Below are 26,590 nucleotides of genomic sequence, written 5' to 3' on the forward strand. Positions count from 1 at the left end.
CCGTCTGCCATGCGCGTGCCGATCGTCAGAAGCCCCTGAATCCGACCAGCCCGTCGCCGAAACCGAGCAGCAGCTCTTCTTCGGCCGGGGTTCCGTCGGGCGCGAGGCCGGAGAGCCGGTATCGGAGTGTTGCGGTGGTCTCGTCCACCCCGATCAGTGCCGCGGAAACCGTCGATGGGTCGAATCGACTCCGGATCGCGGCGATGACCTCGTCGGCGGTCGTGCGGGAGACGTCCTCGTCGTCCGCCGTCAGCGCTCGCTGCATCCGCTCGGTGTCGTTGGCGACGGCGGCAGCCAGAATCACACGAACGCGCGAATCGGCGCGCGCCGTGTAGTCGAGCACGGGGGAGTGGAGAAGCGTGAGGTCCCCGGTGATCAGAGTCGCGGAAAGGGTGGTTCCGCCGACGCCGTGAAGTGTCCAGTTCGACCGTCGGGGCTCTCCTCCGGCGTAGGAGATCCGCTCGATGTGGCCGAGGATGCGGCGGTGGGCGTCGATCGCGGGCCAGAGCGTCTCGGAGAGCCCCGGTACGTAGAGAGCGAGCTCGTCGACCGCCGAGCGATCCATCGAATTGACGGCCCTCCCGAGCAGCCCGACGATCCGTTCCGCCTCCGAGTTGATCGGGACCGAGGCGCGTGGAAGCTGGATGCGGACTTCGGCACGGTTGCGATCCGTTTCCGCGCTCGAAAAGAAAACCGGCACCGACTGCCGCTGCTCGACGTTTCCGGCGGCCGCGTCGATCACGACACATCCGAGGAATGCGGGTCCGGCGCCGCCGGCCAGGGTTGCTTCGAATTCTCCGTTCCAGCCGCTCGTGACAGTGATCGGATCGGTCGGGGAGGAACAGCCGGCATCCGCGCGCCGCAGCGTCACCCGTGATCCGGTAACGACGACGCCCCGGGCATCGGTGACGACTCCTTCGATGTGAGCGACGTTGGGAGGCCGTTCCGGAAGGAGCGGGTCGGTTGCGTCCCGATCCGCGGAGTGCATGCAGCCGGTCCCGATCAGAAGGCTGGCGGCGATGAAGTGGAGAGCGAGGGATCTGATCACGAGGCGATGGAATGCATCTCCCGTGCTGACGGCGGTCACGCGACCCGGAAACCTTTCGAGCGGAGCGTCTCGCGGATTGATTCGACGTGATCTCCCTGGATCTCGATCTCGCCCCCGGCCGCCTTTCCGCCGGCTCCGCAGCGCTTCTTGAGCTCCTTCGCGAGATTTTCGAGAGTGGCCGGCGTGAGCTCGAAGCCGCTGGCGACGGTGACCGTTTTACCGCGCCGCCGTTTGCGGTCGAGCGAGATGCGGATCGTCTGTTTCCCGGCGGGAACGTCGGTACCCTCGGGCATCTCTCCCGATTCGCGAAGCCGTCTCGCCTCGGCCGGATCGGTCGTGTAGATCAGTTTGGAGTTGCGACCGGACACGGTCTGATTTTAACTCGCGCTCAACTCCCGCCCCTCTCCTCTCACCCGGACTACAATGGCGCCGACGATGACGAAACCACCGATTGCGCCCCATCCCGATCTGGAGCGTTACTACGATTCTCCGGGGGAGCGCCCCGGATTCGTGCGGGAGATCTTCGACTCCACGGCCCGCTGGTACGACTTCTCGACGGGGATTCTCGCGCTCGGAACGGGCTCGTGGTACCGGTCGAAGGCGTTGCTTCGCGCGGGGCTCGAGCCGGGAATGCGGCTTCTCGACCTGGCGACCGGGACAGGTGCAGTCGCGGCCGCGGCGAGGGATGCGGCGGAGGGACTCGAGATCATCGGCGCGGATCTCAGCGCGGGAATGCTGATGGAAGTGAAGCGGAAGCGGATCGTCGCGCCGGTGCAGGCGACCGGCGGAAGTCTGCCGTTCCGCGACGCGTCATTCGACATGGTGTCGGTGGGCTTCGCCATGCGGCATTTCTCCGATCTCCGGACGACCTTCGAAGAGATTCATCGAGTGCTTCGGCCCGGTGGCCGCGTTCTGATTCTGGAGGTGACTCCTCCAGAGGGCTGGATCGCGCGGAAGCTGCTTGAGATCCACATGAAGCGTGTGATTCCGCTGATTGCGAGGATCCGAAGCGGGGACGAGCGCGTGCGGAAGATGCTCGAATACTACTGGGACACGACGGAGCAGTGCGTTCCGCCGGAGACGATCGTCGGAGCGCTCCGGGATGCTGGATTCTCGGAAGCGAAGCGCCACCTCGAATTCTTTTTCAACAGCGAGTACACCGGCACCGCCGGCTGATCGTTGCCGGTTGCCCGCCGACGTAGCGCGGGCTTTGGCCAAGGTAGCGCCGGTTTCCAACCGGCGACGTAACGCGCATGTCGGGTGATCGTTCCCCTCCGGCCCCACCAGTCACCATTCAGTATCGAATTTCCACGGCAACACCTTCCCGGGCCTACGATCCTCGCGGAGGTTTCGAAAATGATAGGGAACGGTTCGCTTCTCTTCCTTCTCGCTCTCTCGCTCGCAACTCTGGGATGTTCACACGGCACCACCGCCCCGCACGCCGCCGCGGGTGGTGCGCATCATTCATCCTACGCCTCGGAGGCCTACGATCCGGAGTCGGGGCTTTCGACCGCTGAGATCGAGGAGCTTCGCATCGGAGCGGGGATGGGCCTCGCGCGGCCGGCGGAGCTCAACAGTTATCCCGGACCGCTTCATGTGATCGACATGAGCGACGAGCTCGCACTGACCGACGAGCAGGAGGCGCGAACCAGCCGCCTGTTCGACTCGATGCGGGCGACGGCGCTCGATCTCGGGCGGCAGATCATCGAGCAGGAGACGATGCTCGCCCGACGCTTCCGGCACGGCCACATCGACGATGCGACGCTTGAACAGCTCACGAGCGGGATCGCGAAGCTGAGGGGAGAGCTGCGCCGCTCATCTCAAAGCACATCTCCGGATGAAGGAGATCCTGACGCCGGAGCAGATTCGAAAGTACGACGAGCTGAGAGGCTACGGAAGCTCCGCGCATCAGACTCACGAGCACTCGCCGCAATCGTAGACCGCGGGCGGGCGAAACCATTGAATCCGCGGGGTCCATCCCAATCCACTTACGGTCGGTGCAGAAGGTTGAAATCACGACTGAAGAGGCCCGGCGTTTCCACCCGACACGGCGGAATAGTGTCCGGGAGGACCTCGTTGTCAAAAGTCCCGGGCGTGGAGAAATGCGCACGGCAGTGACGCGGGGTGGAGCAGTCCGGTAGCTCGTTGGGCTCATAACCCAAAGGTCGCAGGTTCAAATCCTGCCCCCGCAACCAAATCAATTCTTCAGGCCGCCGAGATGAAAATCTCGGCGGCCTTTTTCTTTGTCCGCTGAAAAGGAGCTGATGCGATGATCGAACATGAGCTCGTCGACGCCGTCGAATCGCTGACGATCGATCCCGCGGCTTTCGATCACGAGACCCATATCCGTTTTGCCTGGACGCTGCTCCGCGATGACCCCGACGGAGCCCGCGAGCGGATCAGCATCGGGATCCGGCGCCTCGCCGCGCACGCCGACGCCCCGAAGAAGTACGACGAGGCGCTGACCCTGAACTGGATCTCGCGGATCTCCGAGCACCTCCGGCCAGACGAGGACTGGTCGAGCTTCCGACGTCGAGCCGAAGACCTCTTCGCCAAGTAACTCGTTGTTGTCACCTCGCAAGAAAGATCGTTCTCAAAGGAAACATCCGCAATCAGATCGATGGCGATCTGGTTCACCAGGCGGAGGTTGCCGCGGATGCGGGAGAGGAAAGCCGGCTCTGCTTGTGAGCTGCCCAGTTCGGGCATTAGAATGCCCAATATGGGCACTCAGCGAAGAACCCGGAGAGGGATGGCTGGGCTGGGAAATGCGCTGTTCACCCGGACCCAGCAGCGCGTTCTGTCGCTCCTTTTCGGACAGCCCGACAGAGCCTTCCTTCAGAAAGAGGTGATCGACCTGGGCGAAGCGGGATCGGGCGCCGTCCGCAGGGAGCTCGACCGACTCGTCGCGAGCGGCCTTGTCACCATGGAGCGCGTCGGTGCGCAGAACCAGGTGAATCCTTAGAGCTCGGACCGATTCCCGAAAACTCGCAGGCAGTGGCCTCGGCGCTCGGAGATGCCGCGATCGTCGTGTGGGAACAGGAGGGAGACCTGGTTGGTCGGTTGATCGAACAGAGCGGTTCGCCGGGCCCGGTGACGGCACTGGCGAGCTCGCCTCTTCCCGAAACGTCTCCCCAGCTCGTCGTGGTGGAGGGAACCACTTATCTCCTTTACGAGAGGATCGATGAAGAGGCAGGCGGTGTTCCCAGGATCTTCATGCGGTCGCTGTTCCTGAACGATCGAAGGCCGGCAGTCCGCCGGCGGTGAACGGCGCCGCCGGTTTTCAAGCGTGAGCGCTTCCTGGCGCCCACGCCTCGACCTCCGGCCGGATCTCAGTCAGAGCTGCCATAACCTTTCGACCGAGGGGGACTCCGCCGCCGGCCACCGCGCTCTCGAACGAGATCATCGGCTACCTGACGGGAGCCGAGACCGCCTGCGAGTGAGTCGTAGCCGCGAATCTCCACCAGACTGACCGGGGGTGAACTGCCAGAGCCGGAGATGATCGGAGAGGCGGATTAGAATCGCCGGATGCGGACGGTGATCGGAAGGCTGGGTGAGCTGTTCATCTACACGCTGATCTTCATCTTCGGGCGGCGTCATCGGCGGGATCAGGTCGAATGGCTCGTCGGTCCGATGGGGGAGGAACAGATCGGTGACCGGCCATACGAGAAGATCGCGAGGGACGAAAATCTGACGCTCGAGCGCGCGGCCCGGCGAGGGGGGCTGATTCCGGACCTGGAGACGCTTCGGAGCAAAAGCTTCGATCCGGATCAGGTCGATTGGCGAATCCGCGATTTTTACGAGAACACCGCTTCGTACCAGCTCGACACCTGGGCAACGACGCACTTTCCCGCTCGCATCGCGCTCTGGCTGCTCGTGACGACGATCAGCGCGCGGGTCGATCAGCTCAACTTCCCGCTCGATGGACTCGACACCGCACGCGGGATGACGAGCGAGATCATCCTCCTGCGGGACGAAAAGGGAAAGGTGCGGTATACGGGATGGTACCGGCGACTCGTTCGGCTCGATCGCGCGATCTACACCGGCTTCTACATGATCCAGCCGATCCCCGCAGGGGACCAGCCCTGCGTCAAAGTCGTCTTTCCGATGCCGCGAGGCAACGCCACGGTCCTGCTGCGGCCGGAGAATGAGGGTGCGGAGCTCAGGCTGATCTCGGCTGGCAGCTACTTCGGTGATGCGGGCTTCTATCGGGTGCAGCAGGCGGGGGACCGGCTTCGGATCTGGCGGGTTCCGACACTCCGTGAGCGATTCCATCTGTATATCGATTCCGAGGATCTGGTCCGTTGCGACCACACGGTGCGCTTTCTCGGGATGCCAGTGCTGACGCTGCACTATCGGATCCGTCCGGGTGCATGATTCTTCGCGGACATGCTTGCGGGGGCTGGAGCCCCGCCCCCCTCTTGTCGAATGGGGGTCGGCTCTCCAGAGCCGACTCTCGGGGGGCTCCAGCCCCCCGAAAGGCCAGTGGACGAAAACTGGTGGCGACCGGGATCGACCGCGTCTATTCGCGGGCGCGAACGACGATCATCAGCGCGCGACCGGCATCCGGCTGGCGTGCGGCACCGAGCACTACCGTCTGGCCGACCCGCAGATTGAGCGAGGTCTCGAGCAGCGTCCGCCCCTCCGCGTCGCCATCGACACGGTCGAGCCGGAACTGTTCGATCCGGAGGCTTCCGGAAACCGGATCGTACTCGCCGAAGTCGAATGCCGCACGATGCCCGTCGAAGGTCAGCACCGATGAGTCACCCTCACGTCCGGTCACCGTCGACCCGCCGATCCTCCGGAAACTGTTGAACCGGAGGACGCCCGACAGCTTTTCGCTCAACTCGCGAAGCTCGCGCGGAACCGCCTGCGGAGAAGTTTCACGACCTGCCGAAACGAGAACGAGCTCGATCGAGTAGAGCCGCGGAGGCGCGTCAAACTCTTCGATGACGGCCGCGATCCGCTCGAGGACGTCCTTCCGGTCGGTGATCACCAGCGACTCTTTGCCCGGCTGAATAGAGAACGATCCCTCCGCAGTCATCAGCGATTTCACGACAGCCGCCGCAGCCTCGGGACTCTTGTGCTTCAGGGTGAAAGATCGAGCCGAGATCGATTCCTGCGCGGCGCCGGTCCAGGCCAGCGTCAAAAGGATGAGTGTCGTCGTGAGGGTCAGTTTCTTCATGTCAAAGGTCCTGCGGAAGTGTCTCGTCGAAAATCATGACGATTCTGATGTCATCGGTCGTTTCCGCCGGGAGCTCGACGATCATCGCGTTGTTGTTCGAATACCCCTCGACGACGGGGAGCGTGGAAGAAAAAGTCTCGGCGTTTGCCGGTGCCGTCGCATCCGCCGGGATTGATGCTTCGAGCGGAGCCGTCGCCACCACGTTACGGTCCTGAATGAACAGGCCGCCGGCGATCGCGGCGAGAATTGCGGCGACCATCGCGAGCCCGACCCATCGGGGAGTCTCGGCCGGTTCCTCGACCGTCTTTTCCGTCTCCCGCAGCCGGATCTCACCGACGACGTCCGCGACGAACTCGTCGAACTCGCTTTTCGGGACTGCAGGAGTCTTCTCGATTGTCCGGAAGAGGTTGATGCTGTCGGTCGCGATCGCGGCCGCCGCGCAATCGGCACAAGACCGCGCGTGGGCGCGCCCACCGGAGGTCGTCATCGCGGTGTCGATGCCGGCGAGAAAGTCGGTGCAGTTCATGAGCGTCCTCCTTCGCGCGCGTACTCCGGATACTTCGTGGCGAGCTCCCTCTGGAGCGTCTTCCGGGCGTTGAAGAGATGGTTGCGCACGGTCGACTCGCGACAACCGAGGATCTCGGCGACCTCGGGGGAGGTCATCTGCTCGATCTCGCGCATGACGAACACCTGCTTCTGGAGCGGTGTGAGGGCTTTGGAGCATTCGGCGAAGATCGAGTCGACCTCTGCGTGCTGGAGGTTGACCGTCTGGCTGGGGCGGGAGGAGTCGCGGACGAGCCGGAGCGGCGAGTTGACCGCGTTGTCGCGGGTCTGGCGGCTGCGGAGGAAGTCGATCGTGACGTTGCTGACGACCCGGTAGAGCCAGGTGTCGAACTGCCATGAGGAATCGTAGGTGTCGAGCTTCTCCCAGAGCCGGATGAAGACGAGCTGGGCGATGTCGCGGGCTTCCTCCCGGTCGGCGATCATTCTGCGGCAATGCGCGAGGACCCGGGGGCTTTTCAGGCGTACGAGGTCTTCGAAGGCGGCGGAGTCACCGGCAACGGCCCGCTCGACGAGCTTCCGGTCATCGACTTCGCCCGCATCCGGACTTTCGTACTCGTTCATCGTGAATTTGTAGACTGTCGCCCCCATGCGTACCTGATACGGTTCGGCGCCCGAGACCGTCCAAGCGCCAGAACCGGCGGGTACCGGGAGTCATTCTGCCCGATCCTGCCCCCGATGTGTCACTCGACGCGTCTCGAGGCCGCTCAATCCCGTCTCAGGGGCGGGACTCTTCGGCCGGTCGCCGAGTCGGTGATGAGCTGGTCGAGCCGGCGCTGGCGGGTCGCGTCCCGTTTTGCGCTGAGAATCCAGGAGTTGACGGCGCGCCGGTACCAGGGAGGCTGCGACTGATAGAACTTCCATGCGGCGTCGTTCCGCTTCAACTGTGATTGATATTCGGAGGGGAGGATCTCGGGCCGCTCTTCATAGGAGTAAATTCCGGACTTGTCTTCGCGGCGCGCCTCGTACGCCTCCCGGCCCGGAGGCTCGACACGGCCCTCCTCGTCCAGCTTCTGGTAGCGGTCGATGTTGCGTCTGCTCCAGATGCTGCCCGGGCGGCGGGGAGTGAAGCGGATGGCGTAGGACTCGTCGTCGACCTTCTTCCGGACGCCGTCAATCCAGCCGAAACAGAGTGCCTCGTCGACCGACTCCGGCCAGGTGATACTCGCCCTGCCGGACTCCTTCCTGTCGAAACCGACCCACAGCTCCTCCCGCTCGCCGTGGTGCTTCGAAAGCCAGCGGCGGAACGCGGCGGGCGAGTCGAAGAAAGTGAGGGCGGAGATCTGCGGCACCGGGAGGAAATCTTATCGAATGGGCAGATCTCTCGGTCTCCCCGGGGATCCCGGGGATTTCGCGAATTCGTGATTTCCTGGCGCTTCTTGTGAGCTCAGCCGGCGGAGCGCCATTGATTCAGCGGTCGGCGATCGGGCTCGGGAAAGGATCCCCGTCCGAAGAAGACGTGCCGTGTGAGCTCGCTGAGCGGCCGCGTGCGGAGGAGTGCGCAGCCGAGCTCGACCAGCAGCGGCGACCTCACCGCGGCGATCGCCCGCCGCATCCATCGCCGCGAAATGAATCGTGTTCCGAGTCCCCGGCCGGGGTAAAGCGAAAGCGATTTCGGGGAGCTCTGCTTCACCGCCAGGGTGAGGACCTCTGCGGCGTATCGGGAGAGACGCATCGCTCCGTCGAGGCCTCCCGCCGTAAGCGGTGAGACTGCACCGGCGGAGTCACCGATCACGAGTCCGCGCTCGCATGAGATCCGCGGAAGGATGCCGCCGACCGGGATGAGGCCGCCCCGACGCTCGACGACCCGCCCGCTCTCCAGATCGCAGATGCCGCCGATCCTGCTGCGGAGCGCGATCAGCGCGGCGCCGGGATCGAACGAGCTCGCGTATCCACCCACGCCGACGTGGACCTCCTGCCCGTCGTCGGCAAGCCAGCCGATGTAGCCGGGAGCGAGTCGGGGATCGAGAAAGCAGTGGAGCGCGGGCGTTCGCGTGCCGCCGACGCCGTGCAGCACCTCTTCGACGCCGACGATGAGCTCGTCATTGCGGCTGAGTCCGAGAGCGGCGGCGACTCTCGATCGTGCCCCGTCCGCACCGACGATGAACCGGGTCGCCACCTTCTCGACCCCGTGCGCACCTCGTAACCACACGATCGTCCCCCCGTCCGGCGCGCGATCGACGCCGATGAACGACGTCGAGGGTCGCCACTCCGCCCCGTTCCTGGTCGCCTCCCTCAGCATGCCGGTGTAGATCGTCTCCATCCGCCCGATCCGGAACTCCGGGACCGAGCTCTCGAGCGTCTGTTCTCGCCCCGCGGGAGAGTGAAGCACCACCCGTCGAACGACGGGTCCCAGCGATCCTTCCGGCAGATCGAAATCTTCGAACGACTTCCGGACGAAGATTCCGGTCGTGCGGACCGCGGTTCGGACGTTGGCTTTCCTCTCGACGAGAAGGACCGATACTCCTTCCGCGGCGAGATGTCGGGCGCACTGCAACCCCGCAAGTCCGGCGCCGATCACGGTGACGTCGTACCGTTTCACGATAGCGCCGCCTCCGCGGAGATCGGGGCGTCGATGCGTGCTGGCCCGGGCAACCCGCCGAACCGGCGGTTCCGCCCGTGAAACGTCTCGACCGCGTCGCGAAGGTCTTCGCCAGTGAAATCCGGCCAGAGGACCTCGGAGAAGAGGAGCTCCGCGTAGGCGCTCTCCCACAGCAGAAAATCGCTCAGCCTCTGTTCCCGGCCGGTCCGGATGAGCAGATCGACGTCGGGCGTGCCGGCATCGCCATGCTGCGACTGCGCGAGAAGCCGGTGAAAGCGATCACGGGTCAGCGCTTCTCCCGCGGCGAGCCCGGCCGCCCGGACGATCGCATCCCGCGCGGAGTAATCGACGGCAAGACGAAGGTGGAGAACGTCTCCTGCTTCGGTCGCCGACTCCGCCTCTTCGATCGTGGCGACCAGCGACGATGGAAGCCGGTCGCGCCTCCCGATCACGCTGAGTCGCACTCCTTCGCGCCGGCAGTTCGGAGTTTCCGCCTCGAGGAAGGTGCGGAAGAGCGCCATCAGAACGGCGACTTCCCGAGCGGGCCGGCGCCAGTTGTCGGAAGAGAAGGCGTAGAGAGTGAGCGTGGCGATTCCGAGGCCAGGCGCCGATTCGACTGTCCGGCGGACGGCCTCGGCGCCGGCGCGATGTCCTCGTGTTCGCGGCCAGCCGCGCTCTTCGGCCCAGCGGCCGTTTCCATCCATGATGATGGCGACGTGCATACGGTACATGACTGCATCTCCAAGTACTTTATATTGCAAAGTCATTGCCACCAATGTTCTGTCGGGTGCCCTCGCATGATCAGCTTCCTGCGCGGGTGGCGGCGATCAGCGCTTCCATGTGGTCGAGGTAGCGCTGGAGCGCCCGGCGACCTTTGGCGGTGAGCCGGTAGTCGGTGTGCGGGACTCTTCCCCGAAACGACTTGCGGCAGGCGAGGTAATCGGCGTCTTCGAGTTTACGGGCGTGAACGCTGAGGTTGCCGTCGGAGGTATTGAGAAGGTCTCTGAGCTCGGTGAAGCTGAGGCTCTCGTTGACGGCGAGAGCGCTGAGAATTCCGAGCCGGAGCCGGTCGTGAATGAGGCGGTCGAGCTCGGTCGTCCTTTCCACCGCGCCCTCGATCGCAACGAGCCCCGTATCCGTCGTACCCGGTTTCGTTTTCGCTGCCTTTCTAGCCACCGTACCTCCTCGCGATGATCGCTCCGAAAACGATGTGGAGAGCCCCGAATCCGACTCCGAGGCATAAATTGCCGACGAGGGGAGAGCTGAAGAGGGCGATCGTTCCGAGAAAGAGGAAGAGAAGTCCCATCAGCGGGATGATCCGGACGGAGAATGTACCGCCGGCGACGACGGCTGCGCCGTAGAGGAGAAGCCACACCCCTGGAAGGAGCGAATGAAGCCCGGCGCGGGCGAGCACCGCGGTGAGGAGCGCTCCGGCGAGAATGGCGGGGGAAAAGCTGAGAGCGAACTGGCGCGCGGGGCGCGAAAAGAACGGCACGCCGGCGTCGCGCGCCTTGAGCATCACCGCGACCAGACCGACGGCGAGTGCGACCCCCGCCGCCACGAGCCAGGTGGCGAGCCACGCCTGCGGGGTTTCCTGTCCCGCGGCGACGATCGCGGCGGCGAGTCCGGTGAGTCCCATGATCACGCCACCCCAGCCCGGAACGGCCGTGAACGAGCCGGCGCGCTCCATCGCATCGCGGATGAAGACGAGGTTCTCGGCCGCGTGCTCGTAGATGCTCGGGGGCTCGTCGGTGCGACGGTTCATTGAGGATAAAGATAGGGTGTCGTTCGCATAGTGTCAAGTACTTTGAGTGATAAAGTCACGTGCGGCAGAAACTCTGGTTTGCTCCAGCCGAAGGCGAGACTAGAGGCGCCTTCAATCAGGGTAGATTTCGATTCGAAACGCGCCGCCAGCAATAAACAGTACATTTCATCAAATCGTTAGTACATTCAATGCAATGAACTGACACAAACGCACGCCTGGTGGCATCGAAGATACGCACGGCACCGTTGAGCCGGGCAAGACTGCGGATCTCGGTTGAGCCGGGCAAGACGGCGGATCTCGTGATACTCACCTCAGATCCGTCCGATGACATCTCCGCGCTGCAGCAAATAGAGGCCGTGGTCAAAGCCGGCAGGATTCCGAGGCAGGAATACGATGAACCGTTGGCAGAAGAATAAGAGCACCTGCTGACCCCAGTCTGATGCCTTCGTCGCGTTGCGTGCTTCGGTCGAGGATTGGTAGAGGTCCCGGGTTACCTCCTGTCGACAGGGATTGAGTGTAGCGTTCCGTGTCCCGACACTCCCGCCGTGTAGAATCTGGCGACGTGACCGATTTTCCACAAATGATTCTCGGATGGCGGGAGTGGGTCGCGCTCCCCGACCTCGGTGTCGGCGCGGTTCACGCCAAGCTCGACACCGGGGCGCGAACCTCCGCGCTCCACGTGGTCGAGATCGACATCTACCGGCGCGCGGGCCGGAAATGGGTCCGGTTCAAGGTCGACCCCGACCCGAAACGGCCCAACCGGCTGATCGAGACGGCAGCCCCGCTGATCGACGAGCGCGTCGTCAAGAGCTCGAGCGGTGTCGGCGAGCTCCGTGCAGTCGTCGAAACGCGGATCGCGGTCGGCGGCCGCGAATGGCCGATCGAGGTGAGCCTGACGTCCCGGGACGAGATGAGATTCCGCATGCTGATCGGCCGGGCCGCGCTGGCGGGGAGGGTCGTGATCGACCCGAAACGTTCGAACGTCGCCGGCACACCTCGGAGGCCGCGCAGAAAGGTGGTCAAGTGAAGATCTTCGTATTGTCGAGAAAGTCGAGCCTCTACTCGACGCGGCAGCTGGTCGAAGCGGCGAAACGGCGCGGCCACGAGGTCCGCGTGATCGACTATCTCCGCTGTTACATGAACATCACGTCGCACCGCCCCGAGGTGATCTTCCAGGGCGAAAAGCTCGAAGGGGCTGACGCGATCATCCCGCGGATCGGGGCAACCTACACGTTCTACGGAACGGCGGTCGTCCGGCAGTTCGAGATGCAGGGCGTCTTCTGTGTCGCGGAATCGCAGGCGATCAGCCGCTCGCGCGACAAGCTCCGCTCGCTCCAGCTGCTCGCGCGCGAGGGAATCGGGCTTCCCGTGACCGGCTTCGCGCACTCCACCAAGGACGTCGAAGGGCTGATTCAGATCGCCGGGGGCGCGCCGCTCGTGATCAAGCTCCTGGAAGGGACCCAGGGAATCGGCGTGGTCCTCGCCGAGACCAAGCAGGCGGCGGAGTCGGTCATCGAGGCATTCCGGGGACTCGAGGCGAACATACTCGTGCAGGAGTTCATCAAGGAAGCGGGAGGAGCGGACATCCGGGCGTTCGTCGTCGGCGGAAGGGTCGTTGCGGCGATGAAGCGGATGGCGAAGGAAGGGGAGTTCCGGTCGAATCTCCACCGCGGTGGCAACGCGTCGAAGATCAAGCTCACCCCGGAGGAGCGCTCGACGGCGGTCCGGTCGGCGAAGGCGATGGGGCTCAACGTTGCCGGCGTCGACATGCTGCGATCGAATCACGGGCCGGTCGTGATGGAGGTCAACTCTTCCCCGGGTCTCGAAGGAATCGAAAAGGCAACCGGCGTCGACGTCGCGGGGAAGGTGATCGAGTTCATCGAAAAGAACGCCGCACCGAACAAGACGCGAGACCGCATTCAGCAATGACGTCTGACCGAGGCACCGAGCTCGTCGTCGGAGGGGAGACGGTCGAACCGGGAACCCGGAAGCGCGTCGACATTCCGATCGCGAGATTGCCCTCCGGGACGAGTGTCTCGCTCCCCGTCATCGTGCTGCGCGGTCGCCGCGAAGGCCCGGGCGTCTTTCTCAACGCGGCGATTCACGGCGACGAGATCGACGGGCTCGAGGTGATCCTCGAGGTTCTCGAACGAATCAACGTGAAGTCGATTCGCGGAACGATCATCGCGGTTCCGGTGGTCAACGTGTTCGGCTTCATCACTGCGTCGCGCTATCTTCCCGACCGGCGCGATCTCAACCGGAGCTTTCCGGGAAGCGAGACCGGCTCGCTCGCCGCGAGACTCGCGAATCTCTTCATGCAGAACGTCGTCCTGCACTGCAACTACGGGATCGATTTTCACGCCGGCTCGCACCACCGGACCAACCTTCCGCAAATCCGCGCCGATCTGACCGATCCCGAAACGCTCCGGCTTGCGGAAGCCTTCGGGCCGCGAATCATTCTGGATGCGCCGCTGCGGCCGGGTTCGCTTCGCCAGGCTGCCGGATCGAGGGGGATCCGGACGCTCGTGTACGAAGCGGGAGAGCCGAGCCGGTTCGACCCCGTCTCGGGGACCGAGGCGGTCGAGGGGACGCTGAGAGTTCTTCATGCGGTCGGGCTTCTCGACCAGCCGGTCGACCCCTCCCCCTATGAGCCCTTCAGAATCGGACGCTCCCGATGGGTCAGGGCCAGCCGCAGCGGAATCCTCCGCCCCTCGGTGCGTCTCGGACAACTCGTGCGAAACAAGGAAAAGCTCGGCGTCGTCTCCGACATTTACGGCGAACAGAAGGCGCCGGTGAGAGCCGCGTTCGCCGGCATCGTCCTCGGCCTTCAGCTCAACCCGCTCGTTCATCGTGGCGATGCGCTGGTGCACATCGGCGAACCGGAGTGATAGAAGCGGTGGCCGGTTGCCGGTTGCCGGTTGCCGGTTGCCGGTTGCCGGTTGCCGGTCGCCGGTTACCGGTTGCCAGTTGTCAGTTGCGGGCTTCCAGCGCGCGCACCCCTCGAAAACTTTCGGCTGCCAGTCTTTGGTGGACGCGCTGCAGGCTCGCAAAACACTCGCGGGCGCGTCAGCGGGGCGACTGGACATTAGTCGTCGAGGGTGGCCCCGCGAGGAGGATCGTTCTGAGCAAGCCCGCGCCAGCGGGCGAAAGGGCTTAGCCCCCGGCTTCAGCCGGGGGGCCGAGACCCTGCTAGAGGTAGTGTGAGCCCGCTTCAGCGGGCGGCAGGTGCGCGATTTTTCGTTATACGGACCGAACTCGAAGAAGCTGCCGTTGAAAACTGTAAAACGATCCTTGAGCCAGACCTGCATTCGTAAATCGCAATCGGTTCTGTCGCCCGCTGAAGCGGGCTCGACCTCATTTGTAAACCCGTCACTCGCCCCCGGCTGAAGCCGGGGGCTAAGATCTGTCGCCGCCTTCGGCGGCTTCCTCGGGTTTAATAGATTTCATCGGGACTCGAGATCACCGATCATTGACTGGTCCTGTCGCCCGCTGGCGCGGGCTGAGCCGAACTGCCAACAACTTTCTTCACCTTCGATGAGACGTTCAACACATCTGGTCCCTTGCGCGGGCTGTCTATACTGGCAACAGGCCAATGCTTATGTCGCTGCATCCTCTAGAAAGAGAGAATGTCCTGAGACGAGCAATGAAACGCAAAGGTGCGCGGCTCTCGCGGGTCTGCGCGGTCATCGCACTTCTTCTGATCGTCCTCGGCGGGTGCCGGGATGAGACGGAGGGCGTCGTCGAGGCTGCACCTCCCTCGATCCTTCTCGTGACGCTCGACACGACGCGTTACGATTCGATCGGTCCCGCCGCCGCCGTCGAGACCCCGGCGTTCAATGCGCTGGTCGAGCGGGGAGTCGTGTTCAACAGCGCCTGGGCGACGGCGCCCCAGACGCTCCCGTCGCACGCGTCGATGCTCAGCGGGCTCCATCCGGCAGGCCACGGCGTTCACCAGAACGCGCGCCGCCTCGGCGACGACATCGAGCTCGTTCAGGAACAGCTGCGATCGAAGGGCTACCGCACCGGAGCGTTCGTGTCGGCGCTTCCACTGGCGCGGAAGTTCGGTCTCGAACGAGGCTTCGAGGTCTATGGGGACGAGATGGATGGAGAAGAGAGAAGCGCGATCGAAACCGCATCCGAAGCGATGGCGTGGCTGAAGACGACGGGGTCGGGTCCGGTCTTTCTCTGGGTGCATTTCTTCGAGCCGCACTATCCGTATGCACCTCCGGAGGGAATCGCGGCACCGACTCCCTATCTGGGAGAGATCGTCGCTGTCGACAATGCGCTCGGTGATCTGGTCCGGGAGTTCGAGGCGAGGAGGCCAGCGGGGGCGATCATCGTTGCAGGCGATCACGGCGAGGGGCTCGGCGAACATGGAGAGGCGCAGCACGGAATGCTCGCTTACCGGTCGACCATGCAGGTGCCGCTCGTGATTCGCGTCGAGGGCGAGAGCCCTCGAGCCGTCGAGACTCCGGTGAGCATCCGGAGGATCTTCCACACGGTGCGGGCGATCGCTGGGGAGGAGGATGAGCTGAGCCTGCTGGGGAACGCCGGCGAGATCGTCGTCGGCGAGGCGATGCAGCCGTACCTCGCCTACGGATGGCAGCCTCAGGTGATGGCGACGTGGGACGATCATCAGGCGATCTTTGCGGGCGTGCTCGAAGCGTACGACCTCCAGGCGGATCCTGCGCAGTCGAACGACCTCGGTTCACAGGCCGAGATCCCGCGGCCGGTTCGCGCGGCGCTCACCTCCTATCCGATTCCGTCGATCTCCGGCGGCCGCGACAACGTCGAGCTCTCCGACGAGGAGCGGCGGCAGCTCGCGAGCCTCGGATACGTCACGGGTGGTCCGGCTCCGGCAATCCGGGAGGATGCCCCGAGACCGGTGGAAATGGCGGATCTGTTCGACGAGCTCGACCGCGCGTCCGGCGCGTTCGCAGCGCAGCGATGGGAGGAAGCGATCCCGATTCTCCGGGAGATCCTCGCGCTGGACGAGTCGAATCTGATGGCGGCGCTGCGGCTCGCTGCGGCGTACTCCGCGACGGGCGACGACGAGAAGGCGATGGAAGCGTTTCGCCGTGCGCGGGAGATTGCTCCCGACTCCCCGGACGTCGATCACTACGAGGGGTTGCATCATGCGAGACAGAGAGACTGGGAACGTGCCGTTCCGCTGCTGGAGGAGTCGCTCCGCAACGAGCCGGGCAGGCTGGCTGCGATCGAGGCGCTCGCGAGGCAGAGGGCTTCCGAGGGGCGGTTCCGCGAGGCGCTCGATCTGTGGGAGCGGGCCGATGCGATCGAGCCGCTGAGCGCGGATCAGTCGCGAATGGCGGGAGCGGCGGCGATGAGGCTCGGCGACACGCCGCTCGCTCTGAAGTATCTGGAGCGCGCGCGATCGATCCTGGGCGCGCGATTCGAGAACGATCTCGAGCTCGGTGTTCTCTATCTCGAGACTAGGCGATTTCGAGAAGCGAGAGCGGCCCTCGACAGGGCGGTTCAAAGAGACCCTGAGAACCCGATGGCGCTGTTCAAGCGGGCGCAGCTCAGCGTTCTGCTGGGGGAGCCGGAGGCATCGCAGTGGATCGCAAAGGCGAGACGTGCGGCGGATGCGGTCACCGCTCCGCTCATCGACAAAGAGCGTCTTTTCGAGGGCTACTGAGCCATCTCGGCGATCGCCTCTTCGACTTTTTCGGGCGTCGAATGGACGAACTCGACCATACGTCCTTCGAACCACTCGTAATCACCTTCGAGGAACGACTTCACCAGCTTGTATTCCTTCTTGTCGTGATTCGAGAAGAGCTGGTCGAACGTCTGGTCAATCCGTACGCGTGCCTGATTGCAGAATGCCTCGGCCAGGTCGATCGCGTTGTGTCGCCCCTTGTTCTTCGAGAGATGAGTCGCGTAGGTGACTGTGGCGCTCATCGCGAAGAGGTCGACGCCGATGTCGACGATCCTGAAGAGAATGCGCTGTTTCTTCTCGAGCTTCTGCTGGTAGCGCGACATCGCGTGAAAGATGCCTCTCGCGAGACGCCGCGAAGTCTTCTCGACCCACTTCATCTGGCCGCTCAGTGAGCCCAGCTGATCGTAGTCGCCCTGGCGTTTGGGGACGAAGAGTTTCGGGTACCAGGTGGCGTAGTGAGCACCCGCCTTGGCCGCGCCCTTTGCGAGCTCTCCGAAGCTCGGGTCCTTCTGCATCATGAACTGCGCGTACTCCATGTGTGGGTCGACCGCTTCGCGCGCGATGAACAGATGCTGGATCTCGCTGGTCCCCTCGAAGATCCGGTTGATCCGCGAGTCGCGAAGCATGCGCTCGACCGGCCATGGCTTTTCGCCGCGATCGTGGAGCGACTTTTCGGTCTCGTAGCCGCGGCCGCCCCGGATCTGAACGAGATCATCGATGAGACCCCAGGTGACCTCGGTGTTGAAGAGTTTCGCCATCGCCGCTTCGATCCGGAGATCGACGTCGCCGCGATCCGCCAGCCCGGAGGTCAGCCAGACGATCGATTCGGCGGCGAAGGTGTTCGCGGTCATATGTGCAATCTTGTCGGCGATCGCTTCGTGGTAGCCGATCGGCATCCCCCACTGAACTCGCTCGTTCGCCCAGTCTCGCGTGATCTGGAGCGCACGCCGCGCTCCGGCGGCGCAACCCGCGGGTATCGTCAGCCTGCCGGTGTTGAGCGTGATGAGCGCGAGCTTGAGGCCCTGCCCTTCGTTCCAGAGGAGGTTCTCGTTCGGAACGTAGACGTCATTGAAGTTCATCAGCACATTGCCGATGCCGCGAAGTCCCATGAACTGGGATCGATGAGCGATCTCGAATCCCTTCGAGTCCGTTTCGACGATGAACGCGGAGATCTGTTTCCGCTCCTTCCCCTTGATGACCTTCGAGGGGGTTTGTGCCATCACGACGATCAGCTCGGCTTTGAGACCGTTGGTGCACCACAGCTTCTGGCCGTTGATGACCCAGCCCTTACCGTCCGGTGATGGCGTTGCGGTCGTGGTCATCCGGGCGGGATCGGAGCCGACACCGACTTCGGTCAGGGCGAATGCGGAGATCGCTCCCTTCGCCAGTCGAGGAAGGTACTTCTGCTTCTGCTCCTCGGTTCCGAACAGTGTGAGCGGCTGGGGAACGCCGATCGACTGGTGCGCCGAGAGCCAGGCGACGGTGGACGCGCAATGCGTGGCGACCAGAGCGATCGCACGGTTGTAGTTGGTGATGCTCAGGCCGAGGCCGCCGTACTTCTTCGGAATTTTCATCCCGAATGCTCCGAGCGCGCGGAGTCCCTCGAAGATCTCCTCGGGATACTCGCCGGTCCTGTCGATCTCTCCCGCGTCGACGTTCTCAATCAGAAAGGCTTCGAGCTTCGCGAGGAACTCTTCGGCCTCCTTTTCATCCTCTTCACTCTGAGCGGGGAAGGGATGGATGAGGCTGAGGTCGACTTCACCGACGAAGAGTCCGGCGGCGAAGGAGGGCTTTTCCCACTCCGTCTCGCGGCTCGACTCGGCGACGTCCATGGCTTGCTGGATGGCTTCTTCGTTGTGACTCATTTCGGGCTCCGGCTTCGGTGTTCGGCATTGTCCTTCAGATGGCTCGACCTATCCTGAATGAATGCTCATTCAGTGTCAATGATTTCCTCTTCTCAGGGGTTTAGATGCAAGAAATGCCCCGCCGTGAGGATATACTCGGCGCGCCATGGCGGAGGAGCGAAAGAAGGGGAGGCCGGCCACTCAGAACGGCCTGAAAGCAACCCAGTTCGAGGCCATCGTCAATGACAGGGGGCTTCTGATCGGCCCTCGTCCGACGGTCGACACGGACAAGCTGGAGGGCCTCCTTCGGAAGGTCCTCGAGGAGCTCCATGTCGATCTCGAAGACGAAAATGTGGTCGGGACGCCGCGCCGGTGGGCGCATTCGCTCGTCTCGATGACGAGCGGTTACGACTTTAAGGACACGACCCGGCTGGTGACGCTGTTCCGTCAGGCGTGTCACACCGCGGACGACAAATGCCAGAACCTCGTCGTCCTCGGGGGGACGTACAAGACCCTCTGCGCGCATCACATCCTCCCGTTCTTCGGCCATTTCATCGTCGGATACATTCCGGAGGCGCACATCATCGGAGCCTCGAAGATTCCGCGGATCGTCGAGGTTCACATGCGGAAACTTCAGAGCCAGGAGCATCTCGCGCATCAGATCGCGGACACGATCGAGCAGATTCTGGAGCCGCGCGGGCTCGCGGTGTGGATGGGAGGAACGCATCTCTGCATGGTGATGCGGGGCGTGGAGCAGGAGTCCTCGTTCATGGAGACCAACGTGCTGCGGGGCGAGCTGCTCGAGGACGAGCGAACGCGGCAGGAGTTCATGTCGATCGTGAGCCGGCGCGGTCAGCGCTGAGCGGAAGCGGACTGATGAGTCACGCCGAGGCCGTGAAGGGCTACTTCGAGGCGTTTGCCGAGCGGGACTGGGAGCGGTTCTCGCGCAAGCTCTCGCCTCGATTCTCCTTCACGAGCCAGTATGACGACGCGATCGGGCTGGAAGAATTCAGGCGACGCTGCTGGGACGCCGTCGAGAGCGTGAGCCGGTTCGAGATCGTCGCGATACTCGAGCGTGCTGACGACGTGATGGTCCGTTACAAGGGCCGCGTCAACGGCCAGGAAGTCCAGAACGTCGAGCACTTCGTATTCGAAGGTGAAACGCTGCGAAGCGTGACGGTCTTTTTCGGCCGGCCGTGAGTCGCATCGCGTTCCTGCCGTTCAGATGATCGACGTCGCCCGCTGCATCAGAAGGTCCGTCTGAACGTCTCTTCCCATGACGAACTCTTGGGATCCGCAATAGCTGAAACCCTTCGACTCGTAGAAGCGTCGTGCGGGATGGTTGTGCTCCCATACGCCGAGCCAGATGACGTCGTGACCGCCGGTTCTTGCGATGTCGAGACACTCGGAAATCAGGATCGAGCCGATTCCGCTGCGCTTCAGCTCGGGATTCACGTAAAGCCGCTGAAGCTCGATCGGCGAGACTCCCGTCACACCGGGCTCGCGATGGCCGACCCGAAGCTTCGCGTATCCGAGGATCTCTCCGGCGGCCGTGGACGCTATTCTGAATATGGAGGATTCGTCCTCGAGCTCGGCGGCGAACGCTGCCTCGGTGTAGGTCTCGACGATGTAGGCATCGAGATCCTGGTCGTCGCAGGTTCCGCGAAACGTCGTTTCAAACGAGCGGAGAGCCATTGCGACGAGCGCGGGGATCTCGCCTTCGAACGGCTCGCGGGTGACCAGGTCCCGAGTCACGCCCGATCGGTTCGATTCGCGAGCTCACTCCGGAGCGCCCGAACCTCTTCCTTCAGCTCGAGAATGAGAACGACCGACGCGGCGTCGCCCTCCTCCTCGTCGCGTCCGACGAAGAACGAGGCGAGCATCGCCGTCACGTAGCCGAACATCGCGACCCCGTATGACGTGAGCAAAACCGCCAGAATCCGCCCCTCGGGGGTTGCCGGCCAGGAACTGCTTCCCAGCGTCATCAGAATCATGATCGTCCACCAGAGCGAGTCGGCATATGTGGCGAAGCCGGCCGCAGAGGGACCGCTTCGCTCGAACGTGTGCATCCCGAGAGCTCCCAGAACGCTGACGATGATCGTCAGCGCGATGACGTAGCCGAAGTTGCGCTTCTGCATCGTTCGCCGGAGCGATCGCATTCCACGGTTGAACGAGCCGACGAGACGGAGAAGCTGCAGGCTGCGCGCGGAGCGGGCGAGGCCGAGAACCCGGAGGGCACGCGCGGCGCGGAGAATCCGGAGAGCTGGAAGTGCGAGCGCGAGTAGCGTCAGCCAGTTCTTCACGACGAACTTTTTCTTTTTTGGCGCGATGAAGAATTTCACCAGAAAATCGACGATGAAGATGACCCAGATAATGTTCGAGATCATGTCCAGCGCGGGGTTTGCACCGGCGGTCAGCTCGACGACCAGGATGACGAGCCAGATGAAGCCGAGAATGACCATCGGCAGCTCGAGCAGATCCTCGATCTGAGTAAGCAGCTGTCTTCGCTCGGTTCCGAGCGACCGTTCGATTTCGGTCTCTTCGTTGGTCTCACTCGGGGTCGTTTGGGTGTCCATCGATGTGCCTCCTGCGTTGCGGGATGATAGTTTCGACTGGCTCGTGACATGCTTCGCGAAACGCCGAAAGGAGTGATCTTGGCAGAGTATCCCGACGAAGGTCGAAAACGAGTGGTCATCGCGGCGGTCGAACCGACCGTCGATGGAGGAAGATTCGCAGTCAAACGGGTCGTCGGAGACCGGGTGGAAGTCACGGCCGACATCTTTGCAGACGGCCACGAAAGCGTTGGTGCCCGGCTGCTGTGGCGAAAGAGTGGCGAGAAGGAGTGGAGCTCGGCACCGATGGCTCATCGGGACAACGATCGGTGGGCGGGTGAGCTCGCGGTCGACGCGATCGGCCGCTGGGAGTTCACGGTCGAAGCGTGGATCGATCGGTATCTCGGCTGGTCGAGAGACATGGAAAAACGGATCGCCGCGGGCCAGGATCTGGCCGTCCAGTACCTCGTTGCTGCCGAGCTGATCGATCGCGTGATCGACCTCAGGAAGCTTCCGAAGGCCGACGCGGCGGCACTGAAGGAGTGGGCGGCGACCTTTCGCGACGAAACGATTCCCGACGCCGACAAGACGGACAGGCTCGTCTCCGGCGATCTCGACGAACTGATGGAGCGCCATCCGGATGACCGGCATGCCTACCGGCTCGAGCCGGGCTATCCGATCTGGGTGGATCGTGAGCTCGCGGGCTTTTCAGCGTGGTACGAGATGTTTCCTCGCTCGACGGGGAAGCGGGGGGAGCACGGTACGTTTCGGACAGCCGCCGAGCGTTTTTCCTACGTGCGTGAGCTCGGTTTCGACATCGTCTATCTTCCTCCGATTCATCCGATCGGCGTCTCCTTCAGAAAGGGGAAGAACAATACGCTCGAGCCGGGGAAGGAAGACGTCGGGAGCCCCTGGGCGATCGGCGGCCGGGAGGGGGGCCACACGGCGATTCATCCCGAGCTCGGCACCCTGGAAGATTTCCGGTGGTTCGTGAAGGAAGCGCGAAAGTATGACCTCGAGGTGGCCCTCGACATCGCGTTTCAGGCTTCCCCCGATCATCCGTGGGTCACCGAGCACCCGGAGTGGTTTCGGAAGCTGCCTGACGGATCGATCCAGTACGCGGAGAATCCTCCGAAGAAGTACCAGGACATCTATCCGATCGATTTCGACTCGGAGGACTGGCGGGGACTCTGGGATGCGCTGAGAGACGTCATGCTCTTCTGGGCTGGCGAGAAGGTCCGGGTCTTCCGCGTCGACAATCCGCACACCAAGGCGCTCGGTTTCTGGGAGTGGGCGATCGCGGAGATCCGTGACGAATATCCGGACGTGATCTTTCTTTCCGAAGCATTCACCCGGCCGAAGGTGATGTATCACCTCGCGAAGGTGGGATTCACGCAGTCGTACACCTACTTCACCTGGCGGAACTCGAAGCCCGAGATGGAGGAGTATCTTCGCGAGCTCACGTCGGTCCCTGTGGTCGATTTCTTCAGGCCTAATTTCTGGCCCAATACGCCCGACATCCTCCATGCCGATCTCCAGACAGGAGGGAGGGGGATGTTCATGACGAGGTTGATGCTCGCTTCGCTCCTCTCGTCGAACTACGGAATCTATGGTCCGGCATTCGAGCTGCTCGAGCACCTTCCGGTTCGCGAAGGAAGCGAGGAGTACCTCGACTCGGAGAAATATCAGATCCGGCGATGGGACCTCGACCGGGAAGAGTCGCTGCGGTGGCTGATCGCGAGAATCAATCGGATCAGGCGGGCGAATGCGGCGCTTCAATCGAATCGTTCTCTCCGGTTCCATCGATTCTCGAATGACCAGATCACCTGTTTCAGCAAACGGACGAAAGATTTCGCGAACGTGATCCTCTGTTTCGTCAGCTTCGATCCGCGGCACGTGCAGGCGGGATCGACACGGCTCGATATGGCCGAGCTCGGGCTCGACCCGGGAGAACGCTTCACCGTGCACGATCTGGTCACCGGGGCTCGCTACGATTGGCATGGTCTCGAGAACTATGTTGAACTGAATCCGCACGTGATGCCGGGACACATTTTCGAAGTGCAGAGACGGAAACCGAGCGACGCAGCAGGAGCAGGCGATGGTGGGTGAGCAGGATCCCTTCTGGTACAAGGACGTCGTCATCTACCAGACGCACGTGCGCGCGTTTCACGACAGCAACGCTGATGGGATCGGTGACTTCGAGGGGCTGACGGAAAAGCTTCCGTATCTTCACGATCTCGGCATCACCGCCATCTGGCTGCTGCCGTTCTACCCATCACCGTTGCGCGACGACGGATACGACATCGCCGACTACACGGCGGTGAATCCCGCCTACGGAGATCTGGAGGACGTGAAGAGGTTCATCCGGAAGGCGCACGCGCTCGGGATCAAGGTGATCACCGAGCTGGTGATCAACCACACGTCCGATCAGCATCCCTGGTTTCAGAAGTCCCGCCGGGCTCCCCGGGGGAGCAAGTGGCGCAACTTCTACGTCTGGAGCGACGATCCCACCGAGTACTCCGACACGCGAATCATCTTCAAGGACTTCGAAACGTCGAACTGGACGTGGGACCCGGTGGCGAAGCAGTACTACTGGCATCGGTTCTACCATCATCAGCCCGACCTCAACTTCGAGAATCCGGAGGTTCATCGGGCAGTGGAGCAGGCGCTCGATTTCTGGATGAAGCTCGGAGTCGACGGGTTGAGACTCGACGCGATCCCTTACCTCTACGAGAGGGAAGGAACCAACTGCGAGAACCTACCCGAGACGCACGAGTATCTGAAGACTCTGCGAGCGCATGTCGACTCGAAGTTCGAGAACCGGATGCTTCTGGCCGAGGCGAATCAATGGCCGGAGGACACCAAGCCGTACTTCGGCGACGGCGACGAATGTCACATGGCGTTTCACTTTCCGGTGATGCCGCGTCTCTACATGGCGGTCGCGATGGAGGACCGCTTTCCGCTCGTCGACATCATGCATCAGACCCCGCCGATCCCCGAGAACTGCCAGTGGGCAGTTTTCCTCAGGAATCACGACGAGCTGACCCTCGAGATGGTGACCGACGAGGACCGGGACTTCATGTGGCGGATGTATGCGAAGAATCCGAGAGCGAGAATCAACCTCGGGATTCGGCGCCGGCTCGCACCCCTGCTCGGGAACCACCGCCGTCGCATCGAACTGCTCAACGGGCTGCTCTTCTCGCTGCCGGGTACGCCGATCATCTATTACGGCGACGAGATCGGAATGGGGGACAACATCTATCTGGGGGACCGGAACGGAGTCCGGACCCCGATGCAGTGGAGCAACGACCGGAACGCGGGGTTCTCCCGCGCGAATCCGCAACAGCTCTACTTCCCGGTGATCATCGACCCGGAGTATCACTACGAGTCCGTCAATGTGGAGGCCCAGCGGGAGAATCCGAACTCGCTGTGGTGGTGGATGAAGCGGATGATCGCGCTTCGCAAGCAGTATCAGGCGTTCGGGCGCGGATCGATCGAGTTTCTGAATCCCGACAACCCGAAGGTGCTCGCTTTTCTCAGAGCATACGAGGACGATGTCATCCTCGTGATCGCGAACCTCTCGCAGCACGTTCAGTGGTCGGAGCTCGACCTCAGCCGATTCTCCGGCCGGGTTCCGATCGAGATGGTCGGACAGACGGAGTTTCCGAAGATCGACGGGCAGAACTTCCGGGTTACGCTCGGACCTCACGAGCTGTTCTGGATTTCTCTGGAAAAGGATGAGGAGATTGCCGAAACGTTCGAGCCTCCGGTCTTCGAGGTCGGCACGCTCGAAGCGCTTCTGACGGGCCGCGCCAGGCGGGCGTTTCAGAAGACGCTGCTCGGCTGGCTGCAGGAGCGTCGATGGTTCGGAGGGAAGTCGCGGAAAGCTCGTGAAGTCGAGATTCGCGACTGGATTCCGATCGGAAAACACGGTGTCATTGCGATCGCGCGGATCGACTACATCGACGGTTCTCCCGAGTTCTACCAGCTTCCGCTGATCGTCCGGCGTGAGGGAACGGTCGATAGTCGGGCGATGCCGATTGCGAGGCTCGGCGCGGACAGAGTCGTCATCGACGGCCTCTGGGATCCCGACTTCTGCCGCGCCCTTCTCGGGCCGGTCGTGGGGCGAAAGAAATTCAAGGGGGAAGACGGTCTCATCGAGGGTTCGCTCGTTAGCCCGGAGTCGAAGGCCCCGCTCAAGGCAGTGTTCCGGAACGTTTCGATCATGGGAGGCGAGCAGAGCAACACCTCGATCGTCTTCGACGAGAAGGTGATTTTGAAGATGTTTCGCAGGCTGGAACCGGGAACGAGTACCGATCTCGAGACGCAACGATTCCTCGCGTCGGAGACTGACTTCACCCACATGGCTCCGCCGCTCGGCTGGCTCGACTACGTGCAGGAGAATCAGGAGCCGTCGACGCTCGGGATGGTGCAGAAGTTCGCACCCAACGGAGGCGACGCATGGGCGCTGTCACAGCGTTCGCTCGAAGGCTTTTACGAGAGAGTCCGGAGCGGTGAGACCAGGGTGAACCGTACGATTCGGCCGGAAACCAGCGGCCTCGTGGCGGCCGCGCGAAAGCCGCGCCGGGAGGGAGCCGAGAATCTCCTCGGTGAGTTCACCATGGTCGCCGAGCTTCTCGGAACCAGGACCGCCGAGATGCATCTCGCTCTCGCCTCGGGTGGCGAAGGCTCGCCTTTCGCGCAGGAGCCTTTTTCTTCCCACCATCAGCAGTCCGTTTATCAGGAGCTGAGAAGGCAGGTGATCAGCGTGACCGAGCTGATGAAGAAGCGGGGAGATTCGCTGCCGCAATCGATCCGTGGCTCTGCACGGAAAATCGCCAGCTCGCGCCCGGTCCTCGAGCGTGTGGCAAAGGCGGTTGCCGACGGGCCGATCCGGACTCGCAGGATCAGAACCCATGGTGATTTTCACCTCGGCCAGGTCCTCTACTCCGGGAACGATTTCGTGATCATCGATTTCGAGGGGGAGCCGAGCCGGGCGCTGAGCGCGAGAAAACTCCGCCGCTCGCCGCTGCGAGATGTGGCTGGGATGCTCCGTTCACTCCATTACGCTCCCTTCGCCGCGCTCCGCAATCTCTGGGGAGAGACCGGGGGACCGGAGAGCGATGAGGCCGAAAAGCTGGAGGAGGCGGCCGAAGCGTGGGCCTGGTGGGCGCAGGTGCGATTCCTCAGGAGCTATCTCGAGCGGATGAAGGATTCGAATCTGATCCCTTCGACGGACGAGCAGATCCAGGTGCTGCTCGATGCCTTCATGATGGAGAAGGCGTTATATGAGGTCGTCTACGAGTTGAACAACAGGCCCGACTGGATCGAGGTGCCCGTCAAGGGGCTGGAAGGATTGATCAGGAGGACTTCGGCGGAGGGGTTGAGCCCGGCCGGTTCGGGATGAACCGTGCCGGGG

Annotated in this window: 28 protein-coding genes and 1 tRNA gene; 16 read left to right on the forward strand and 13 right to left on the reverse strand. The window is 63.1% G+C overall.

The window, feature by feature from the left end; all coding sequences use genetic code 11:
* Positions 1 to 25: 25 nt before the first annotated feature.
* On the reverse strand, positions 26 to 1,087 hold the full coding sequence (locus tag KY459_03180; GenBank protein ID MBW3563708.1) for a hypothetical protein: 1,062 nt from the start codon (positions 1,085 to 1,087) through the stop codon (positions 26 to 28).
* Positions 1,084 to 1,341 (reverse strand): translation initiation factor, encoded by a 258-nt coding sequence (locus tag KY459_03185; protein ID MBW3563709.1) that lies wholly within the window; start codon positions 1,339 to 1,341, stop codon positions 1,084 to 1,086. Before KY459_03185 ends, KY459_03180 begins: the two co-directional genes overlap by 4 nt.
* 142 nt (positions 1,342 to 1,483) lie before the next feature.
* Between KY459_03185 and KY459_03190 the strand changes: the two genes are divergently transcribed.
* The 7 genes from KY459_03190 (at position 1,484) to KY459_03220 (ending at position 5,422) form a co-directional block, all read left to right on the forward strand.
* Positions 1,484 to 2,224 (forward strand): class I SAM-dependent methyltransferase, encoded by a 741-nt coding sequence (locus KY459_03190; protein MBW3563710.1) that lies wholly within the window; start codon positions 1,484 to 1,486, stop codon positions 2,222 to 2,224.
* A gap of 180 nt (positions 2,225 to 2,404) precedes the next feature.
* Positions 2,405 to 3,166: a hypothetical protein gene (locus tag KY459_03195; GenBank protein ID MBW3563711.1), complete on the forward strand. Its 762-nt coding sequence runs from the start codon at positions 2,405 to 2,407 to the stop codon at positions 3,164 to 3,166.
* Positions 3,167 to 3,243 (forward strand) — tRNA-Met (locus KY459_03200). It begins immediately after the preceding gene.
* A gap of 74 nt (positions 3,244 to 3,317) precedes the next feature.
* Positions 3,318 to 3,608 carry a hypothetical protein gene (locus tag KY459_03205; GenBank protein ID MBW3563712.1) on the forward strand — a complete coding sequence of 97 codons (291 nt, stop codon included), beginning with the start codon at positions 3,318 to 3,320 and terminating at the stop codon, positions 3,606 to 3,608.
* A gap of 189 nt (positions 3,609 to 3,797) precedes the next feature.
* Complete coding sequence (locus tag KY459_03210; GenBank protein ID MBW3563713.1) at positions 3,798 to 4,010, forward strand: hypothetical protein; 213 nt, start codon at positions 3,798 to 3,800, stop codon at positions 4,008 to 4,010.
* A 32-nt stretch (positions 4,011 to 4,042) separates the two neighbouring features.
* Entirely contained in the window at positions 4,043 to 4,312 is a 270-nt protein-coding gene (locus tag KY459_03215) for a hypothetical protein (protein MBW3563714.1), read from the forward strand.
* 261 nt (positions 4,313 to 4,573) lie between these two features.
* Positions 4,574 to 5,422, forward strand: coding sequence for a hypothetical protein (locus KY459_03220; GenBank protein ID MBW3563715.1), 849 nt, complete (start codon positions 4,574 to 4,576; stop codon positions 5,420 to 5,422).
* Between the two features lie 145 nt (positions 5,423 to 5,567).
* Here the strand turns inward: KY459_03220 and KY459_03225 are convergent, their stop codons facing one another.
* From KY459_03225 to KY459_03260, 8 genes are all read right to left on the reverse strand, one after another.
* Positions 5,568 to 6,230 carry a hypothetical protein gene (locus KY459_03225; protein MBW3563716.1) on the reverse strand — a complete coding sequence of 221 codons (663 nt, stop codon included), beginning with the start codon at positions 6,228 to 6,230 and terminating at the stop codon, positions 5,568 to 5,570.
* 1 nt (position 6,231) lies between these two features.
* Positions 6,232 to 6,756, reverse strand: coding sequence for a hypothetical protein (locus KY459_03230; protein MBW3563717.1), 525 nt, complete (start codon positions 6,754 to 6,756; stop codon positions 6,232 to 6,234).
* Positions 6,753 to 7,382: an RNA polymerase sigma factor gene (locus KY459_03235; GenBank protein MBW3563718.1), complete on the reverse strand. Its 630-nt coding sequence runs from the start codon at positions 7,380 to 7,382 to the stop codon at positions 6,753 to 6,755. Before KY459_03235 ends, KY459_03230 begins: the two co-directional genes overlap by 4 nt.
* A 116-nt stretch (positions 7,383 to 7,498) precedes the next feature.
* Positions 7,499 to 8,074 carry a YdeI/OmpD-associated family protein gene (locus tag KY459_03240; GenBank protein ID MBW3563719.1) on the reverse strand — a complete coding sequence of 192 codons (576 nt, stop codon included), beginning with the start codon at positions 8,072 to 8,074 and terminating at the stop codon, positions 7,499 to 7,501.
* 104 nt (positions 8,075 to 8,178) lie between these two features.
* Positions 8,179 to 9,333 (reverse strand): NAD(P)/FAD-dependent oxidoreductase, encoded by a 1,155-nt coding sequence (locus KY459_03245; GenBank protein MBW3563720.1) that lies wholly within the window; start codon positions 9,331 to 9,333, stop codon positions 8,179 to 8,181.
* Positions 9,330 to 10,100, reverse strand: a complete 771-nt coding sequence (locus KY459_03250; protein ID MBW3563721.1) for a di-trans,poly-cis-decaprenylcistransferase — start codon at positions 10,098 to 10,100, stop codon at positions 9,330 to 9,332. The genes KY459_03245 and KY459_03250 overlap by 4 nt, the downstream gene beginning before the upstream one ends.
* A gap of 34 nt (positions 10,101 to 10,134) precedes the next feature.
* On the reverse strand, positions 10,135 to 10,440 hold the full coding sequence (locus KY459_03255; protein ID MBW3563722.1) for a transcriptional regulator: 306 nt from the start codon (positions 10,438 to 10,440) through the stop codon (positions 10,135 to 10,137).
* Positions 10,441 to 10,501: 61 nt separating this feature from the next.
* Positions 10,502 to 11,098, reverse strand: a complete 597-nt coding sequence (locus tag KY459_03260; protein ID MBW3563723.1) for a hypothetical protein — start codon at positions 11,096 to 11,098, stop codon at positions 10,502 to 10,504.
* Positions 11,099 to 11,316: 218 nt separating this feature from the next.
* Here KY459_03260 and KY459_03265 point away from each other — a divergent pair, with 218 nt between their 5' ends.
* The 5 genes from KY459_03265 to KY459_03285 all read left to right on the forward strand — a co-directional run bounded on the left by KY459_03265 (position 11,317) and on the right by KY459_03285 (position 16,754).
* Complete coding sequence (locus KY459_03265; protein ID MBW3563724.1) at positions 11,317 to 11,514, forward strand: hypothetical protein; 198 nt, start codon at positions 11,317 to 11,319, stop codon at positions 11,512 to 11,514.
* A 164-nt stretch (positions 11,515 to 11,678) separates the two neighbouring features.
* On the forward strand, positions 11,679 to 12,125 hold the full coding sequence (locus tag KY459_03270) for a RimK/LysX family protein (GenBank protein ID MBW3563725.1): 447 nt from the start codon (positions 11,679 to 11,681) through the stop codon (positions 12,123 to 12,125).
* Positions 12,122 to 13,027, forward strand: coding sequence for a 30S ribosomal protein S6--L-glutamate ligase (gene rimK / locus KY459_03275; GenBank protein ID MBW3563726.1), 906 nt, complete (start codon positions 12,122 to 12,124; stop codon positions 13,025 to 13,027). The genes KY459_03270 and rimK overlap by 4 nt, the downstream gene beginning before the upstream one ends.
* Complete coding sequence (locus tag KY459_03280; GenBank protein ID MBW3563727.1) at positions 13,024 to 13,986, forward strand: succinylglutamate desuccinylase/aspartoacylase family protein; 963 nt, start codon at positions 13,024 to 13,026, stop codon at positions 13,984 to 13,986. The genes rimK and KY459_03280 overlap by 4 nt, the downstream gene beginning before the upstream one ends.
* Before the next feature lie 755 nt (positions 13,987 to 14,741).
* A complete protein-coding gene (locus tag KY459_03285) occupies positions 14,742 to 16,754 on the forward strand; it encodes a sulfatase-like hydrolase/transferase (protein MBW3563728.1) in 2,013 nt (670 codons plus the stop codon).
* On the opposite strand, the gene KY459_03290 is transcribed toward KY459_03285, so the two are convergent.
* Positions 16,748 to 18,640, reverse strand: coding sequence for an acyl-CoA dehydrogenase family protein (locus KY459_03290; GenBank protein ID MBW3563729.1), 1,893 nt, complete (start codon positions 18,638 to 18,640; stop codon positions 16,748 to 16,750). The genes KY459_03285 and KY459_03290 overlap by 7 nt on opposite strands.
* 145 nt (positions 18,641 to 18,785) lie before the next feature.
* Here KY459_03290 and KY459_03295 point away from each other — a divergent pair, with 145 nt between their 5' ends.
* Entirely contained in the window at positions 18,786 to 19,481 is a 696-nt protein-coding gene (locus KY459_03295; protein MBW3563730.1) for a GTP cyclohydrolase I, read from the forward strand.
* A 14-nt stretch (positions 19,482 to 19,495) separates the two neighbouring features.
* A complete protein-coding gene (locus tag KY459_03300; GenBank protein MBW3563731.1) occupies positions 19,496 to 19,819 on the forward strand; it encodes a nuclear transport factor 2 family protein in 324 nt (107 codons plus the stop codon).
* A gap of 21 nt (positions 19,820 to 19,840) precedes the next feature.
* Here KY459_03300 and KY459_03305 read toward each other — a convergent pair whose 3' ends face one another.
* Both KY459_03305 and KY459_03310 read right to left on the reverse strand, forming a co-directional pair.
* Complete coding sequence (locus tag KY459_03305) at positions 19,841 to 20,374, reverse strand: GNAT family N-acetyltransferase (GenBank protein ID MBW3563732.1); 534 nt, start codon at positions 20,372 to 20,374, stop codon at positions 19,841 to 19,843.
* On the reverse strand, positions 20,371 to 21,195 hold the full coding sequence (locus KY459_03310; protein ID MBW3563733.1) for a potassium channel family protein: 825 nt from the start codon (positions 21,193 to 21,195) through the stop codon (positions 20,371 to 20,373). The genes KY459_03305 and KY459_03310 overlap by 4 nt, the downstream gene beginning before the upstream one ends.
* Before the next feature lie 48 nt (positions 21,196 to 21,243).
* On the opposite strand from KY459_03310, the gene KY459_03315 reads away from it, so the two are divergent.
* Together KY459_03315 and treS are read left to right on the forward strand one after the other, a co-directional pair.
* Positions 21,244 to 23,280 (forward strand): alpha-1,4-glucan--maltose-1-phosphate maltosyltransferase, encoded by a 2,037-nt coding sequence (locus KY459_03315; protein ID MBW3563734.1) that lies wholly within the window; start codon positions 21,244 to 21,246, stop codon positions 23,278 to 23,280.
* Positions 23,270 to 26,578, forward strand: coding sequence for a maltose alpha-D-glucosyltransferase (gene treS / locus KY459_03320; protein ID MBW3563735.1), 3,309 nt, complete (start codon positions 23,270 to 23,272; stop codon positions 26,576 to 26,578). The genes KY459_03315 and treS overlap by 11 nt, the downstream gene beginning before the upstream one ends.
* Positions 26,579 to 26,590: the final 12 nt, after the last annotated feature.

The sequence above is a fragment of the Acidobacteriota bacterium genome (assembly GCA_019347945.1).
GTDB lineage: Bacteria > Acidobacteriota > Thermoanaerobaculia > Gp7-AA8 > JAHWKK01 > JAHWKK01.

What these genes read in the sequence shown, in the direction of transcription:
- KY459_03195 (MBW3563711.1), top strand. Translation starts at nt 2,405, where the DNA reads ATGATAGGGAACGGTTCGCTTCTCTTCCTTCTCGCTCTCTCGCTCGCA.
- KY459_03210 (MBW3563713.1), top strand. Translation starts at nt 3,798, where the DNA reads ATGGCTGGGCTGGGAAATGCGCTGTTCACCCGGACCCAGCAGCGCGTT.
- KY459_03315 (MBW3563734.1), top strand. Translation starts at nt 21,244, where the DNA reads ATGCTTCGCGAAACGCCGAAAGGAGTGATCTTGGCAGAGTATCCCGAC.
- KY459_03310 (MBW3563733.1), bottom strand. Translation starts at nt 21,195, where the DNA reads ATGGACACCCAAACGACCCCGAGTGAGACCAACGAAGAGACCGAAATC.
- KY459_03185 (MBW3563709.1), bottom strand. Translation starts at nt 1,341, where the DNA reads ATGCCCGAGGGTACCGACGTTCCCGCCGGGAAACAGACGATCCGCATC.
- KY459_03280 (MBW3563727.1), top strand. Translation starts at nt 13,024, where the DNA reads ATGACGTCTGACCGAGGCACCGAGCTCGTCGTCGGAGGGGAGACGGTC.
- KY459_03205 (MBW3563712.1), top strand. Translation starts at nt 3,318, where the DNA reads ATGATCGAACATGAGCTCGTCGACGCCGTCGAATCGCTGACGATCGAT.
- KY459_03230 (MBW3563717.1), bottom strand. Translation starts at nt 6,756, where the DNA reads ATGAACTGCACCGACTTTCTCGCCGGCATCGACACCGCGATGACGACC.
- KY459_03260 (MBW3563723.1), bottom strand. Translation starts at nt 11,098, where the DNA reads ATGAACCGTCGCACCGACGAGCCCCCGAGCATCTACGAGCACGCGGCC.
- KY459_03290 (MBW3563729.1), bottom strand. Translation starts at nt 18,640, where the DNA reads ATGAGTCACAACGAAGAAGCCATCCAGCAAGCCATGGACGTCGCCGAG.
- KY459_03220 (MBW3563715.1), top strand. Translation starts at nt 4,574, where the DNA reads ATGCGGACGGTGATCGGAAGGCTGGGTGAGCTGTTCATCTACACGCTG.
- treS (MBW3563735.1), top strand. Translation starts at nt 23,270, where the DNA reads ATGGTGGGTGAGCAGGATCCCTTCTGGTACAAGGACGTCGTCATCTAC.
- KY459_03295 (MBW3563730.1), top strand. Translation starts at nt 18,786, where the DNA reads ATGGCGGAGGAGCGAAAGAAGGGGAGGCCGGCCACTCAGAACGGCCTG.
- KY459_03300 (MBW3563731.1), top strand. Translation starts at nt 19,496, where the DNA reads ATGAGTCACGCCGAGGCCGTGAAGGGCTACTTCGAGGCGTTTGCCGAG.
- KY459_03235 (MBW3563718.1), bottom strand. Translation starts at nt 7,382, where the DNA reads ATGGGGGCGACAGTCTACAAATTCACGATGAACGAGTACGAAAGTCCG.
- KY459_03190 (MBW3563710.1), top strand. Translation starts at nt 1,484, where the DNA reads ATGACGAAACCACCGATTGCGCCCCATCCCGATCTGGAGCGTTACTAC.
- KY459_03270 (MBW3563725.1), top strand. Translation starts at nt 11,679, where the DNA reads ATGATTCTCGGATGGCGGGAGTGGGTCGCGCTCCCCGACCTCGGTGTC.
- KY459_03225 (MBW3563716.1), bottom strand. Translation starts at nt 6,230, where the DNA reads ATGAAGAAACTGACCCTCACGACGACACTCATCCTTTTGACGCTGGCC.
- KY459_03285 (MBW3563728.1), top strand. Translation starts at nt 14,742, where the DNA reads ATGAAACGCAAAGGTGCGCGGCTCTCGCGGGTCTGCGCGGTCATCGCA.
- KY459_03250 (MBW3563721.1), bottom strand. Translation starts at nt 10,100, where the DNA reads ATGACTTTGCAATATAAAGTACTTGGAGATGCAGTCATGTACCGTATG.